This window comes from Streptomyces bacillaris, from assembly GCF_003268675.1.
GTDB lineage: Bacteria > Actinomycetota > Actinomycetes > Streptomycetales > Streptomycetaceae > Streptomyces > Streptomyces bacillaris.
Window position 1 is genome coordinate 1,532,803 of record NZ_CP029378.1, and the last position, 16,244, is coordinate 1,549,046.

1 protein-coding gene (running past one end of the window) is annotated in these 16,244 nt (G+C 76.7%); it reads right to left on the reverse strand.

What is annotated here, in order from left to right; genetic code table 11:
- On the reverse strand, positions 1-16,244 hold the 3' portion of the coding sequence (locus DJ476_RS34405) for a lonely Cys domain-containing protein (RefSeq protein ID WP_318294873.1). The gene runs 15,379 nt beyond the window's last position; 16,244 of the gene's 31,623 nt are visible here — the last part of the coding sequence; its start codon lies beyond the right edge, outside the window; it ends in the stop codon at positions 1-3.

Consider the following 16,244-nt stretch of genomic DNA (forward strand, 5'->3'; position numbering starts at 1 on the left):
TTACTCGGTTGCTGCGGATGCTCCGGATGCGAAGTGCGGGTTGGGAATGAAGGGGCCGGCCGGCTCGCCGTTCAGCATCGGCTGCGCGCCCCGGATGTGACGGCCCGCCACACCCCCGGGGAAGAGCACCTCCTCCTGGTCCGGGAAGGGTGAGGCGACGCCGAGGGTGGCGTTCACGTCGATGCCACCGGGGGCCACGATGTCGTAGCGCCAGCGGTAGCGCCGGAACAGGGCGGGCGCGCCCGCCGGGTTGGCGCGGGCGCTGTCGCGCACGTAGTCCGGGTTGGCCGTCGTGCTGGCGAAGGCCGACCCCTGAGTCGTGTTGTAGACGTGGTCGATCAGATGCAGCATGGTGCTGCCGTACGGCCTGAACCCCTCGGCGAAGACGCGCTCGGGCCCGTCCGGGCTGAAGCGGTACAGCGGGCCGTCGTGGTCACGCCACAGGGCCTCGGGCAGCGTGCTGCCCGCCAGGGCTCCGGGGTCGGCGGCGACGGTCGCCGGGTCGACGGGCGGCATCGGGCTGACCGCCCCGGTGGTGCGCCACCCGGCCGGCACCTCCATGGGATCGTCGTAGCCCTCGACCCGCCCGGTCACCGTCCTCAGGCGGGAGGAGGCGACGAGACCGCGCCCCGGCAGGTACCAGTCCCAGGACGGGCCGTCGGCATAGAGGCGGCCGGCCATGTCGGTCACCCGCCCGGCGGACGGGCCCTCGGCCCTGTATACGCCGCGCAGGCCGAGGGAGGGGATCTCGGCCGCGAAGACGTGGTACTCCGCCTCGTCCTGGCCGAAGCCCCACACCCGCTGCCGCCCGTCGTCGACGAGCAGCGGGAACTCCGCCGTCGTCTCCGCGAACTCCCGGTCGAACCGGCCGTCCCTCGCGTACGGCTGGGGCTCCGACGGCACGGATCGCGTGTCCTGTGCGGGGGTGCCGGGGGCCGTGGGACCGGATCGATCGCCCGCCGCCGGGGCCGACACCCGTTCCCATCCGGCCGGTGCGGGCCCGTCGCTGCTCCGCGCCGCACGGGACCGGGGGGCCGGGACCGGGCGCTGGGCCTCCTCGGCCGAGGCCGGGCGGCCCGGGCGGGTCCGCTGCCAGGGGGTGGCGCCCGGGGCGGTGCCGTCGGCCGACGGGTGCAGGGTGAGCACCGGGTCGCCGCTGTCGTCGGAGCCGGAGAGGTCCACCGGGAAGTCCGTCCACCACACGGTGCGGCCCAGCCTCCGGGCGACCTGCTCCGCGAGGGCGGCCGGATCGGACACCGGGTCCGGGAAGGCCAGGAGGACCGGCTCCGTCAGCTCCTTGCGGGACAGCACCGGGTCGGAGGCGAGGAGTTCGGCGAACTCTCCGGCCGCCGTGGCGTACGCGTCGCCGCCCCAGGCCACCTCGATCAGGTCCGGGTCGTCCGCGTCGGCCCCGGCCCGCACCAGATACGGGACGGGCTCGGCCTTGCCGGTCGGTCCCTTGGCCCAAGGCGCGTCCGCGAGACCGGCCGGGGTACGGAACCGGGTCAGGTCCACGTCGGCCGGCTGCCCGTCGGTGTAGTCGCGGCCGGTGCCGTCCTCGGTGCCCCGGACGGTGTCGAGCGCCGTGTCCTCGTACGCGCCCGCCTCCTGGAGGGCGTAGGCCGCCGCGACATCGGTGACGGCCGCGTCCCGGCCCGCCGCGAAGGCCCGGGTGAGGATGTCGAGCGCCTCGGCGCGGCGGGCGTGGGCGAAGCCCGTACCGGATTCCCGGTGGAGGATCCGGTCGCTGAACTCCTCGGATTCCGGGCCGGTTTCCGGCAGTGCCTCCAGGGCCTTGACCCGGGCCCAGAAGATCCGGGACAGCTCCGCCTCGCCCACCTCGTCGGTGCGGATGCGCAGGGCCGCGGCGGCCTCGTGCTCGGCGGTGCCCTGGGCGAGCCACTGCGCGGCCTCCTCCACGGCGGGCAGCTCGACGAAGGCGATGAGCCCGTCGCCCGGGTAGCGGCGCCAGTGCTCCGCGGCCTCGGCCAGCACCCGCCGGGTGGCTGCTCCGTCCGCCCCGGCGGCAGCCTCCGGGTGCGCGGCGATCACCCGGTGGAGCAGGTCCAGCGTGAACGGGCCCGCGTCCGCGAAGTCGTTGTCGCTGCGCCACATCTGGTCGATCGCGGCCGCGCCGCGCAGCAGCTCCCGGTAGCCGGGGTCGTCGTCGATGTCGTGGCCGAGGGTGAATCGCAGGGCGCGGACCAGGCGCAGCGTCGCCGTACGCATCTCGTCGGTCACCTCGGCATCGCCGGGGCTGATGCCGGCGACCTCGGCCAGCCGGTCGAGTCCGTCGTCGTCGGGTTCGGGGCCGGCCAGGGCCCAGGCGTGGTGGCGGCCCCGGGCGTCGGTGAACAGGGTGCGCTGGTACCGGCCGTTGGCCGAGCGGGTGCCCTGGGAGCCGTAGGCCAGGCGTACCGCGCGCCCGGTGGCGTTGGCCACGTGCTGGCCCATGGAGACGGTGGCCAGGGGGTCGGCGACGAAGGGACCGTCGTAGGCGTCGGAGGCGGCGCTCGGCCGGGGTACGGCGCTGTCGCGGGGCGCCCCGCTCCAGCAGACGACGAGGTCGACCCAGTGGTCCTTCGGCAGGGTCGTCAGGCTCTTGCGGCGGCGCAGCCACGGTCCGGCCTCCCGCTCGTCGATGTCGCGGGTGGTGCCGTCGCGCATGGCCAGGATCAGCGCGCCGGGGCGGCCGTGCATGTCCAGCCGGTACGCCCGGTCCTCGGGGCCCGGCCGGGGCAGGTCGTACGCGCCGGAGAGCCGGTCGGTGGCCGGGTCGTCGTGGACGAAGGTCCCCATCCGGTCCAGGTGGCGGTCGTCCTCCTCGAAGTCCTCGGCGAACTCGGCCGGATGGTGGGAGGCCCGCCCGATCTGGCGGCCGGTGAGCGCGCTGACGAGGGCCCGGCTGACCACCTCGTGGTGCCAGGCGGGCACGTCGTCGTCGGGGTCCGGCCCGAGCCCGGGGGCGCTGGCGATCCAGTCGCCGCGGGGGGTCTTCGGGGTGCGGACGACATCGATGGTGGCGGCTTCGCCGGGCGCGGACTCGACGGTGACCCGGCCGCTGTGCGCCCACACCGTACGGCCGATGCGGTCCGCGAGCCTGCGGGGCAGGTCGAGCAGACCGTCGGCGGCGAACGGTACGGCGAGGACGACGGGGGTGTCCGCGGGCAGGGCCTCGCGGGCCAGGTCCGCCGCGACCAGCTCGGTGAACTCCTCGATGCCCAGCTCCCGTACGGTGCCGTCGGGCAGCCGCGCCGCCACCCGGTCGCGCCCGCCGTCGGCGGCCACCACATAGGGGGTCCGCCCGGCCGGCCACGGGGTGGGTGAGGTGCTGACGACGTCGTAGCCGCCCGCGGGGTCGGCCTCCAGCAGGTCGCCCTGGGTGGTGTCGAGCGCGGTGGCCTCGCCGCTCCCCCAGTTGAGGCCGGGTACGCGGCTGCCGCCCACGGTGAAGTGGCGGTCGCGGTCCGGCGCGGTCACCCCCAGCTCGGAGAGGTGGAACGCGGCCAGCGCGGCGAAGCCGGTGGCCCGCCCGGCCGCCGAGGCCCGGCCCACCAGCCCGAACAGCTCGGTCCTGGTGTCGGGTCCGACCGTGTCCGCCGGGTCCAGGTGCAGGACGCGGCGGGCGATGGCGTCCACGTCGAGCGGCCCGGTCCGGAGCGCGCGGTCACGGCGGCGCAGGGTGTCGAGCTTCTGCACCGCCACCGCGTCCGGCTGCTGGTGGAGGGCGATGACCGCCTGGCGGCCCAGCTCGGCCCGGGTGACCCCGGCGAGGGCGCCGGTTCCGGCCCAGTCGGCGGGTACCCGGGCCATGGCCCGTACGACGACGGTGAAGTCGGCGGCGGTGAGGCGGGGCGCCCCGGCGGGCAGGTCCCGCTGAAGCCGGTCCAGTTCGGCCGCCAGCAGCCGGGTGAAGCGGTGCCGTGCGGTGGTGGCCCGCCGCCTTCCGTACGAGCCGCCGGGCGCCCGGTCGGGCCCGGCGGACACGGCTCCGTAGCCGGTGACTTCGACGCGAGGCAGGGACGCGCCCGCCCGGTGGTTGCGCAGCCCCGTGGCGGCCACCTGGGCGGCGAGCACCTCCAGGGTCCGCTCCCCCTCCGCCGAGGGGCTCGTCGCGTCCCTCCCGTACGCCACCAGGGTCCGGGACGGGAGGGGCTGCGGGGGTCGCACCGGGGCGGGGGCGACGGGGGGTGCGGGGGCGGGCAGGGAGGTGGGCTCCACGCCCTCCATGGGGTCGCCGAGGGAGCTGCGGGCGTGGCGGGCTTCGCGGCCGTCGCGGGGCGGGCTGTCGGTGGGCAAGACGCTCGCGGGCGCGGTGGGGGCGGGGGGCGCGGCACCGGTCTCGGGGGCGGAGTTGGAGTCGGAGCGCTGCGGTGCCGCGTCCGAACCGGGCTGCTCCGGCGTGGAGTTCGGACCGGCGGGCTCCGGCTGGGCGACGGGCGGCCCGGAGGCCGTCGGCGTGGCCGTCTCCGGCGCGGCAGGCTCAAGTCCGCTGGTCTCCGGTGCGGCGGTCGCGGTGTCGGCCGTCTCGGCCCCGGCGTACTCGGCGGTCTCGGCTCCGGCGTGCTCGGCGGGCCCGGTGGTCTCCGGCCCGACGGCCTTCGCTTCCGCTGGAGCCGGTGCGGGACCTTGAAGGGCCGGGCCCTGGAGAGCCGGGCCCTGCGAGGGATGCGGCTCCGCCGTGGAGCCGTTGTTGACGGCCGGGGTCGCCGCGCCGGGGCCCGGGGCCGGGGTGGCGGGAACCTGCGGGCCGCCCACGGCAGGGGCGGTGGCGGGGGCGGTGTACCGCCAGTCCGCGGCGGTGGGCTGGGACAGGGTGGAGAGGTCGGGTGCGAGCACGGGGAGTTCGCCCTCGGCGGCGTCCGGGGCGGACAGTTCGACCGGGGAGGTGCTCCACCACACCGGGCGGCCCAGCCTGCGGGCGACGGTCTCGGCCAGCACCGGGTCGGGGCCGCTGAGCCCGTCGAGCAGCAGCAGGACCGGCGTCGTGGCGGCGACGGCGCCCAGGGCGGTGTCGACGGCCAGCAGTTCGGCGAACTCGGCGGCCGAGAGCCGGTGGGAGGTACCGCCCGTGGTCAGCTGGACGTGGCTGCTGTCCTCCAGGTCCACCGAGGCCCGTACGGCGTAGGGCACCGGCAGGCTCTGCCCGCCCGCGTCCACTCCGGCCCACGGCGCGTCCACCGTCGTGTCCGCGACCCGGAAGGCGTCGAGCCGGGGCAGCAGGGTCGGCTTGTCGCGCCAGTCCCGGCCGGACCCGAACGCCGTGCCCGCCAGGGTGAGCAGCGCGGGAGCGGTGAGGGCGCCGGCCGCCTCGACTGCGTAGGCACCCGTCACCTCGGGGTCGGTCATGTTCCGACCCGCGGCGAAGCCCCGGGTCAGCAGGTCGCGGGCGGCCGCGCGTCCGGCGTCGTCCGGCGCGGTGTCCGGGTCGAGGCGCAGGGCCCGTACGGTCAGGGCGTCGGCGGCAGGGCCGAGCAGGGTCTCCTCGGCGCGGACCCGCGCCCAGAACATCCGGGTCCGGTGCGCGGGCGCGTCGGCCGGGTCGGTGAGGCCCAGCGCCTGGACGGCCGCCCCGTCCACCGCCGCCGGGTCGGAGAGCCAGTTTACCGCCGTACGGAGTCCGGGGAGGGCGACGAAGCTGCTGACGGGCAGGGTGTTGCCGGAGTCCCGCCAGGCCCTGGCTGCCTCCGTCAGCACCTGGCGGGTGACGGCCGGGTCCGTAGCGCCGTGGGCGAGGGGGTGCGCGGCGACCACCTGGCTCAGCGACTGCGGCCAGAGGGGGCCGGTCCGCCCGAGGTCCGGGTCGGCGGCCCACATCCCGGCGACCGCCACGGCCCCGGCGACCAGGTCCGGGAAGGCGGCGTCGAGCACCACGTCCGGGCCCATGACCGCCTTCAACGCCCGCACAGCGCGCGGGACTTCGGAGCGCGTCTGCGGGGACGGCGTTGCACCGTGATCCACTTGGGCGGTCAGGCGGTCCAACTCGGCCTCGTCCGGCTCCGGGTGGCTGGTCTCCCACCACCAGGGGCGGCCCTGGGCGTCGGTGGCCAGCACCCTCATCGGGCCGTCGCCGAAGCGGTTCACGCCCTGGGAGGAGTAGGAGAGCCGGGTCGTGCGCCGGAGCTGGTTGGCCAGGTGCTGGCCGAGGGAGAGGGCGTCGTCACCCAGCGGGTCGGCGGTGAACGGCACGGGCAGCGGGCCGGAGAGCTGCGCGACGTCCTGGGCGGCCCCCTGCGCCGGGGCTCCGGAGTGGCAGATGACCAGGTCGACCCAGTGGTCCTTCGGCAGACTCGACAGGCTCTTGCGGCGCCGCAGCCATCCGGCCGCCTCGTGCCGGTCGACGGCCCGGTCGCTGCCGTCGGCCAGCGGCAGGGAGAGCCCGCCCGGCAGCCCGTGGCCCGCCAGCCGGTAGGCCTTGTCGGCCGGGCCGGGATCGCGCATCGGCAGCTTGCCGGAGTACGCGTTCGTCGCGGCGTCCCAGTGGACGTAGAAGGACATCCGGTCCAGGTCGCCGTAGGTCTCGCGCGGTCCGACGAGTTCGGCCGGGTGGTGGAAGCTGCGTCCGATCTGCTCCCCGGTGCGGGAGCTGACGATCGGCTGGGTGAGCACGTCGCGGTGCCAGGCCGGGGCGTCGTCGTCGGTGTCGGGCGCCAGGCCGGGGCGGACCGGGAGCCAGGTGCCGTCCGGCAGGCCGTCCCGGTGAAGCACGCCGATGGTGCTCGTGGCGGCCGGGTCGGGGTTGCGCTGGGCCAGGCCGGTGTGGACCCAGACGGTGCGGCCGGTGCGCTCGGCGAGCTTGCGCGGCAGGTCCAGGTAGCGGTCACCCGCCGAGGGCACGGCGAGCACGATCGGGGCCCGCTCCGGCAGCGGATGGCGGGTCAGGTCGGCGGCGACGACCTCGGCGAACTCGTCGGCGTCCAGCTGCCAGGTGGTGCCGTCGGGCAGCAGCGCCGTCACCCGGTCGTGGCCGCCGTCCGCCAGCACGGGGTAGGGGGCCCGGTCCCACGGCCACGGCGAGAGCGCCGACTCTCCCGTGCGGACGGGGGTGCCCGCCGGTCCGGTGGTGAGCCGGTCGACGAACATGGTGTCCGTCTCCGCGGTCTGCGGGCCGGTCCAGTTGAGGCCGGGCACCCGGGTGCCGCCGCTCGTGACGTGCCGGGCGCGGTCGTCGCCGAGCAGCCCCTGCTCCTCCAGGTGGAACGCGGTGAGCGCGGCCAGGCTGGTGGCCCGCCCGGCCGCGACGGCCCGGCCGGTCAGCTCGTACAGGTCGCGCCGCATCTCGGGGTCGACGAGGACGGCGGGTCCCAGGTGCCAGAGCCGGCGGGCGACGGCGGCCACGTCCAGGGGCCCCGGGCGCAGCGCCGGGTCGGTGCGGCGGAGCGCGTCCAGGGCGTCCAGGGCGTCCGCGTGGCGCGGGGAGGTGACGCCGACGGTGGCCTGGCGGCCCAGCGCGTCCCGGTCGATCCGCTCGGCCGGGGCCACGGTGACGCCCTGGCCCGGCACCCGGGTGCGGCCCCGGGCGGTGACGGTGAAGTCCTGGACCCGCAGGGGTACGGCTCCCGCGGGCAGGCCCGCCTGGAGGGTCTGCAAGGAGTGGCCGAGCGCGCGGACGAACAGCTCTCCGGCGGCCCGCGCCCGCTCCTCGCCCCGGGCCCGGGCGGCCTGGTCCCGGTCGCGCGCGGTGCCCGCGCCGCGCGCGTCGGCGCCGTATCCGGCGATGTCGACCTTGGGCAGGGGCACCCGGTTGCGCCGGTTGCGCAGCGCGGTCAGGGCGACCCGGTGGGCCAGCCGCTCGACGGTGCGTGCGGAGCCGTCGGCGGGTGCGGTGGCGCCGGGCTCGAAGGCTACGAGGGTGAGCGGCGGCAGCGTGGTGAGCGGCCGGGCGGGCGGGGCGGCGGGCACGGCGTACACCGGCTGCCCGCCGGACGTGCCGGGGCCGACCGGGACGGGGGCGGAGGGGCCCGCTCCGGGCTGTTCGGCGGCGGGCAGGCCGAAGCCGGGGTCGATGCCGAAGCCGGAGAGATCGCCCAGGTCACCGAGGGCAGTCAGGTCGCCCAAGTCCCCGAGGTCCCCCAGGGCGTCGAGGTCGAGGCCGTCCAGGGCGGAGGGGAAGCCGGCGGCGAGGTCGAGGTCCCCCAGGCCCAGATCCAGGTCCAGGTCCATCCCCGTACCGAGGTCCATGCCCGCGACGGAGCCCGTCACCTGGCCCGTGCTCGGCTCCCCGTCCAGGTCCAGGTCCATAGCCGTGCCCGGGCCGGAGTCGGGATCTGCGGACCGGCCCTGGGCGTCGGCCGGTTCCTGGTCCGGCATGTCCAGGTCGGGGAGGTCTCCCCCGCGCCCGGACTGGAGCGCGGGAGGCCCCTGCGCGACCGTGGGGCCGTCCTCCGCCACGGTCCAGCGCGGGGCCAGGCCGAGTTCCGTCCGCAGGGAGTCGGCCAGTTCGGCGGCGGACGCCCGTACGTCCCCGGCGCCCGGCTCCGCCGCCAGCAGATGCCCGGCGACCCGGCGCACCGCGTCACGGAAGCCGTCCCCGGCGTACCGGGCGTCGTCGAGGACCGGGTGCGGCTGGGGCGGCAGCACCAGGGCGACGGCGGCCGACCAGGCGCGGGCGGTCTCCGTGTCGCCCCGGCCCTCGGGGGCGGCGTCCCTGACCTCGGTGTAGGCCGCGTCCCAGAGTCGGCGCGTGACCCCGGCGGCGAGCGCGTGCGCCGTCCCGTCGGTGTCGCCGGGGCGGGTGAGCCGTACCCGCGCGAGGTCCGGCGCGCCGAGCCTGCCCGCGGGGAGCCGGTCACCGAGGAGGGCCATCTCGGCGTACAGCCCCGGGGAGAGGGTGATGCCCGCCGCGCGCAGGTCGGCCGTGGTCACGGTCTCCCCACCGTCCGCAGCCTCCGGGGCGGGCGGCAGGTCGGCCTCGGTGAGGCGGTCCGCGAGCCACTGCCGCAGCTCGGCGTCCAGGGGGACGGCGGGGGCCGATCCGCCCGGTGCGGGGGCGCGTTCACCCGGCGCGGCAGCCGACTCGCCCGGCGCAGGGGTCGGTTCGTCCGGCGTGAGGTCCGACTCCCCTGTCGGGGGAGCCTGTTCGCCCGGCGCGGTGACCGGCATCTCGGCGGTGCGTGCGTCGGCGGTCCGGGCGTCGGCCAGCGCCTCCGGGGGCACTCCGAGCGCCCACAGCCGCTCCTCGGCCTGCTCCATCTGCCGCTGCGTGGCCTCGGTCGCGGCCTCGGTGTCGGTCCGGCCCTCCGGCCCGGTGGCGTGGGCCGCCGTGGCGAGCGCGGTCCGCGCGCGGTCGTGGGCGGCCCACGCATCGGCCAGCTCCGCACCGGCCATTTCCGCGTCGGCGGTGGCGGGCTCCGTCAGCGGGCCCGGCGGGCCGGCCGCCGGTTCCCGGGTCAGCGGGATGCGCAGCGCGGTGCCGTCGCCGTACTCCGGGACGCCGTACTCCGGGATCAGGTGCAGGGACGAGGGGTCGGCTGTGATCCGGTACGGCGCGGCGTCCGGGTCGAGCACGGTGAGTGCCGGTACGAGGGTGTCGAGGTTGGCCACCCGGCCGAGCCAGCCGCTGTCGCCGCGCAGCAGCGCTCCCGTCCCGGGGTGGACGAAGTCGTCGCCGAACCTCGTCCAGCCCGTGGGCGGGATCTCCTGCCCGTCGGGCAGCCGCAGGTGGCCGGTGTCGGCGACCTCGTAACGCAGCGGTTCCGCCCGGGACTCGGTGGTGCGGGTGTAGGGGAACCAGCGGCTCGGGCGCGGTTCGGGGGCCTTGCCCTTCCCGGTGGCCGGGGCGTCGCCGGACGTGCCGGTCGGCGGGGCGCCGTCGGTCGTCCCGATGGCCAGGGCGTCGTCGGGCCTCTCCGTGGCCGGGAGGGCCGGGGCCGGGGGCAGGCCGCCGAAGCGGGGGCGCATCAGGGTGACCGGCCGGCCGATCGGCCACTGCTCGGCCAGGGGGTCGCGGCCGTCGTCGGGGGAACCGCCGCGCAGGCCGCGGAGGACGACCTGGCGGGGGCCGCCGCGCCCGTCGTCGACGGTGAGTTCCACGGTCTCGGCCCGGGGGTCGGCCTTCTCGACGCGTACGGACGCGGCCTCGACGGTGAACAGGTCGGCCGTCAGGTGCGGTCCGGGGGTGCCCTCCTGGAGGGTCCGGAGGGCAGCGGCCAGCTCCTGTCGGAACGTGGCGGCGACGTTGCCGGCGCGGGCCCGGCCGATGTCCCGGCCCAGGCGTGACGTCCGGCCGCCGACCAGCTCGACCCGTGGCAGCGGCAGGTGGTTGGCGGTGTTCCACAGTCCGGTCCGGGCGACCCGGGCCGCGACATGGCGGATCGCGTTGAGCGCGCCGTCGGGCGTCCGTTCGGCGCCGGGCTCGAAGTACAGGGTCTGCGGCCGCTCCTCCTGGCCGTGCAGGACGACCACGGTGAGCGGATTGGCCTCGGCCGCGCCGTCCTCCAGGAGGCTCGCGTTGACGTCGTGGGCCGACTCGCCGGGGCGGCGGGTGAACATCCGCATGTACCAGAGCCGCTTGCCGGGGACGGTCGACTCCAGGCGCTCCAGGTGCCGGGAGGCGGCGTTGACGACGCCGTTGAACGAGCGCTGCGCCGCTGTCTGTTCGGGGGATCCGGGCGGGGCGTCCAGCACCTCCTGCCGGGCCAGCGTCGCCCGGGTCAGGAGGATCGTCAGGTCGAGGTGGCCGCGTACCTCCTTGATCGCCCCGTCGTCGCCGCTGCCCTCCAGCCGGGCCAGCTCCCGGCGCAGGGCGTCGGCCCGGCCGCGAAGGCCGTCCAGGCCGACGGCTTCGAGGTTGGCGCGGACCATGTCGCGCAGCCGCTCCTCGCGGGCGGCGGCGCGGGCGTGGTTCTCCAGGGAGACCTGGTGGGTGCCGTCCTCGCTGGCGAGGACGACGGTGATGAAGTGGTAGCCGAAGTAGGACTCGCCGGACTCCGTCGAGGGCTTGGCGTAGTTGGTCTCCAGGCTCGGGCCGTCCTCGCCGGGGGCCGCGACGGACTGGACGAGGTAGCCCTCACCGACCTCGGCCCAGGCGAACTCGTTGACGCCGATCCGGCGGGCCGCCTCCGTCAGGGCGGTGCGCCGGGGGTCGTGGGGCCGCTCCAGGCTGAGCGCGCTGCCGTACGCGGCGGCGGGCAGCGGTCCGGTGCCGTCCCCGCCGGTGGGGCGGTCGTCGCGGCGCACGAGTGCGGCGGCCCAGTCGGGGTCGGCGGAGCCGGGCCGCAGGATGCCGTCGGCGACCTGTCCGAGCGCCTCGGCCAGGTGGTGCGTACCGGTGACCTCGGCCCCGTCGGAGGCGTTGGCGGGTGCGGTGACCGTGGACCCGCCCGCCGGGTCCCGGAAGACCAGGTGGGAGGGGCGGCCGTCGCCCGCGAGCATGATGGCGAAGTCCCGGCAGACCTCCTCGGTGGACTCACCGGCCCGGTTGGTGAAGACCGGGGTCACCCGGAACAGCCGGTTGCCGCCCCCGTCCGGGGTGGGCAGGACGATGCTCCGCTCCTCGTCGATCCCCAGCCGGACGGCCAGCCCCGCCCGGGTCAGCTTGACGTTGGAGTCGGCCACGGCCTTCCGCGTGGCGTACACCTGCTGGCTGCCGTGCTCGTTCTGGACGGCGAGGGTCCGGTCGGCGGAGATCCGGACGGCCGGGTGGCCGTCCGCCCGCTCCACGTCCCAGGTCTGGGTGGCGAGCAGGAGGCTGGGCGCGTCGGTGTGCGCGGCGAGGGGCCGGGGGGCGGTCCAGGTGTTCTCCAGGTCGCCGGGGTTACGGAACAGCTCGCCGTCCCCGCGGCCGTCCACGAAGCCGTACTCACGGGTGGTCAGCTGGTGGGCACGGCGCGCGTCGATGTCGGAGGCGGTCGTGTCCGGGCTGGTCGTGTCCGGGGCGGTCCCGTCCGAGGGGTGCGGGTCCGCCGTGGGGGTGCCGGAGGTCCGTCCGCCGGGCACGGGGTCCTGTCCCGGGCGCAGCGACGTCCAGGCGTGGGCACCGCCGCCCGGGGCCGGGCCGGTCATGAGGTGTTCGGCGCCGCTGCGCCAGTCGGTGGCCACCTTCGGGCCGTGCTCGGAGTACCAGACCCGGCTGCCGGTGAGGTCCGCCACCTGGCGGGCGGCCGTCTCGATGTCGCCGTGGGCCAAGGCGAGGACGATGTCGTCGCCTGGGGTCCGGTGCGGGTCGCGGGCGATGAGCCGGGCCAGCTCCGCGGTGTCCTCGATCCGCAGCGTGCCGCCCGGGGTGTGCAGGTGGACGACGGTCCCGGTGGACTGGGCCAGGACGACATAGGAGTCGGGCCAGGGGCTGGGCCAGACGGTGGACGTGCCGTCCGCGTCCAGGACGGCGTAGCTGTCGAGCGGGGGCGTCTGTCCGCCGGTGCCGGTCCAGTCGCGTCCGGTGGTGCGGCCGGTGTCGATCCTGGTCCGGTCGTCGAGGGCGGCGTCCCGGTACGTCAGGAGGTCCGCCAGCGCGTCCGGGTCGGCCAGTGCGTCGAGGGAGGCGCTGAGCGCCAGGGAGCCCAGCAGCATCAGGTCCCGGGCGCCGACCGGGTCCTGGTCGCCCAGGCCGAGGACCTGCCGGGTCAGTTCGCGGAGCCCCGCCAGGACGTCGGTCGCCACCGCGTCGGCCTCGGTGTCGCGGTGGGCGAGGTCGCGTACGGCGCGGGCGGTGTCGAGCAGGGCCTCCGTCTCGTACTCCTCGCGGGCGGCCGGGCCGAACAGCAGCCCGGCCCAGTTCCGGGGGTCGTCCGCCGGGTCGCTGTCGGCGCTCTCGCTGTCGCTGTCGCTCTCGTCGGTGAACCGGAAGCGGGCCAGGGCCTCCGCCTCGGCGTGTCCGGCGAGGAGCCGGTCCAGCTCGTCGGTCAGGCCTTCGGGGAACTCGGCCCAGCCGCCGCGGGGGTCGGTGGGCGGCGGGGGCAGCGGGGTCTCGGCGCCCGCGTCGGTGACCGGGTGCGTGGCAGGTGCGGCGGGGGTACGGCCCTGGGGCGGTGCGGGCACGGGAGGGTGCGGCTGGGCGCGGTGGACGCCCTCCGCCCGGTCCCACATCGCGCGGAACCCTTCGTACATCTCGTTCTCGGCGCGGGTGGCCTCGACCGGGTTGGCCGGGCCGGGGCCGTCCTGCTCGGGGGTGGTCCCGAAGAGGCGTTCCAGGAGGGGCAGCAGGCCGGGTTCGTTGTCCCGCACCCAGGCGGGGCCGTTGTTGCGGGGGTGGCCGGTGAGCGGGTCGGTACCGGAGTTGGTGCCCAGGTAGGCGTTGACGGCCTGGGCGAAGTACTCGAACTCGTCGGTGGCGGAGTAGTTGTCGGCGGGCCGCCCGTCCCGGGCGCTGCGGCGGGGGCCGTCGGGCCACTCCACGTCCGCCGGGTCCCGGCCGTCGGAGGGGTGGAGCTTGGCGCGGTAGGCGTCGGTGATCGTCCGGCGGTCGGCGTCGCTCAGCCCGTACCGGTGGATGGCGTGGGCGAACTCGTGGGTGGTGGTGGAGTATCCGTCGGCGTAACTGCTCGCACCGGGTACGCCGGGCGTCTCGCCGAGCAGATTCTCCTCGGTGACACCGGTGTCAAGCCGCCCCACGCCCCGTACGGTGTCCCAGGTTCGGCCCGTCGCGGGGAGTTCACGGCCCGCGAGGTCGCGGAAGGGGCCGAGCGTGGTGAGGGCCTCGTCCTTGGGGACGACCAGGACCCTGGCGCCCTGCTCCAGCAGCCGGGTGGCGACGGCGGGGTCGCGCAGCATGGCCGCGATCCGGGTGCGTGCCTCGTGTCCGGCGGAGACGGGCCGGTCGACGCCGGGGGCCACCTGGACGACCAGGTGGGCGACGGTGTCGGCGAACTCGCGGTCGCCCAGCTTCGGGCGCAGGGCCGCCGCCAGGCCCGGCAGGGCGGCCAGTTGCTCGCGCTCGGCCGGCGTCAGGAGCGCGAGGCGCGCCGTGCGCTCGGCGGCGGGCAGGCCGGGCAGCCGGTCGGCCAGCTCCGTGAGCGAGGCGGGCGGCTCCGTACGCGGGCCGGGCGGGGCGGAGTTGAGCGCGGGGGGCTGCTCCGTACGCGGTGCTTGCGGGGCGGAGGCGGAGCCGGGGGCGGGAGGTGCGGGCAGGGCCGTGCCCTCCCGTACCCCCTGGGCGTGCTCGTCCCGTACCTCCTGGGCGTGTTCGTCGGGGAAGCGTCCGTCGCGGGCGACGTGGCGGCGCAGCTCCTGTTCGGTGAGGGGGTAGACGTTCCAGTAGCGGCCCCAGCTGTCCTGGTAGTCGAGCGCCGGGTCGTGGCCGGGCAGGGTGTCCAGCGCCAGCTGGGCGCCGCGCATCACCTCGTGGAAGGAGTGGTGGCCCGCCGAGAGCGACATGGCGATCATCCCGGCCCGGATGAGTCCGAGGTCGAGGTCGATGCCCCACTGGTCGCGCATCCGGGCGGCGTGGACCAGGAAGCGGTAGGTCGAGCCCGCCGTGCCGGTCAGGACCAGGCCTCCGGTGTCCTCGGACGTGCCCTGGAAGGCGGAGTCCATGGCGAGGTCGTAGACGGACGAGGCGGGCATCCAGGTGAGCCCGAACTCGTTGACGGCCAGGGCCCGTTCGGCGCGGCTCAGCGGCGGGTGGACGTCATCGGGGTCCGTGGACAGCGTGTGTTCGGCCGTCGCGCGGGCGAGGGCGGCCTGCTTCTCGGCCGTGGTGAGGGTGTCGTCCAGCCTCAACCGCTCGGCCAGCCGCTCCAGTTCGGTGCGCCCCTCGGCCTGGCGGCGGCTGGGCCGCTCCGCCTCGATCTGCGGGTCGGGATCCTCCCGGCCGCCCAGCAGCTCCGGCACCAGGTCGCTGGAGATGCCCTGGAAGAGGAAGGTCACCAGCTCCCGCAGGTTGCCGGTGCGCAGCACCTGCTGGAGGGCGGGCCTGGTGGTGCCGACGGAGCCGGGCAGGCTCGGGTTGTCGCTGCCGAAGGTGGCGAGGGCGCGCGGGTACTGCAGCCGCGCGCGCTCCCAGGCGGCGCGCGCCATCGTGCGGAACTCCTCGGTCACCGCCTCGTGTTCGGCGAGGTGGTCGGCCAGCCGCTGCTCGAAGGCGGCGGCCTCCTCGGCGTACCGGATGCGGGCCCGGACCCAGGCGGGGACCGGGGCCCCGCGGTCGGGGCTGGGCGTCGCGGACCGGCGCCCGGGGCGCGGGGTGCCGGGGGCGGCCGTCGGGGCGGCACCGGAGGCGGGCCGGGCGGGCGGGCCCGTGAGGGTGGCGGGGCCGTCGGTGGTCGCCGGAGGCGTGGAGGGGCGAGGAGCCGGGGGTTCGGTGGCGGGCGGGGTACCGGCGGGCGCGGGGCGGACAGGTGCCGGAGGTGCGGGCTGCCGGTGGTCGTCGATGTCGACGCTCACCACCCGTCCCAGGTCCGGGTCGGTGGCGCGGCGGACCCGGCTGGCCTCCAGGGTGAGCGTGAAGTCGGAGAGTGTGACGTGGGGTCCGGGGGTGCCCTGCTGGAACGTCCGGAGCAGGGCGCCCAGCCGGCCCCCCAGGGCCCTGCCGACGGCCTCGGCCCGCTTGCGGCCGCTGTTCCGGGAGCGGTTGCCGTGTCCGGTGACGGTGACGTCGGGCAGCGGCAGGCCGTTGGCGCTGTTCCACAGGCCGGTACGGGCCAGGTGCAGGGCGAGGGCGTCCAGGGTCGGGGCAGCACTCTCCGGGAGGGTGTGCTGCTGCTCGGCGAAGCGAATGGTCCGCTGGTCGGGGCGCAGGGTGTGGCCGTGCAGGGCGACCGTGGTCAGCGGGTTGGCGACGGCGGGCGAACGGTCCGTCAGCAGGGCGGCGTTGACGGCGTGGGCGGACTCACCGGGGCGCTTGCTGTAGGCCCGGAGGAACCACTGGTCCTTGACGGGCCGGACGGACGAGGCGGCGAGCACGGCGTCCCTGGCGCGGCTGCGGGCCCGGTCCACCTCGCCCTGGGCCAGGGCGTGTTCGGGCCGGTCCTCGGTGTAGTGCCACCGCACGTGCTCGGCCTCGTGGACGGCGACCAGGGCGAGGGCGGCCCGGGCGAGGGACTCCGGCCGGGCGGCCTCCGCCGGATCGGTGCCGTCGTTCCGGGCGGTCTCGGCGCGCAGGCTCATCTCCTGGGCCAGGTCCAGGAGTTGGTCCACGTCATAACGGTCGAGGTTGTCCTCGACGATCGCGTCGAGCTGGTCCGGGGTGATCTCGGCGCGGGTGTGGTTCTCGTTCTCCAGGGTGATCTGGTGGGTGCCGTCCTCGCTGGCCAGCACCACCTGGGCGAAGTGGTAGGGGGCGTGCGGGCCGACCGGGTCGCCGGGCT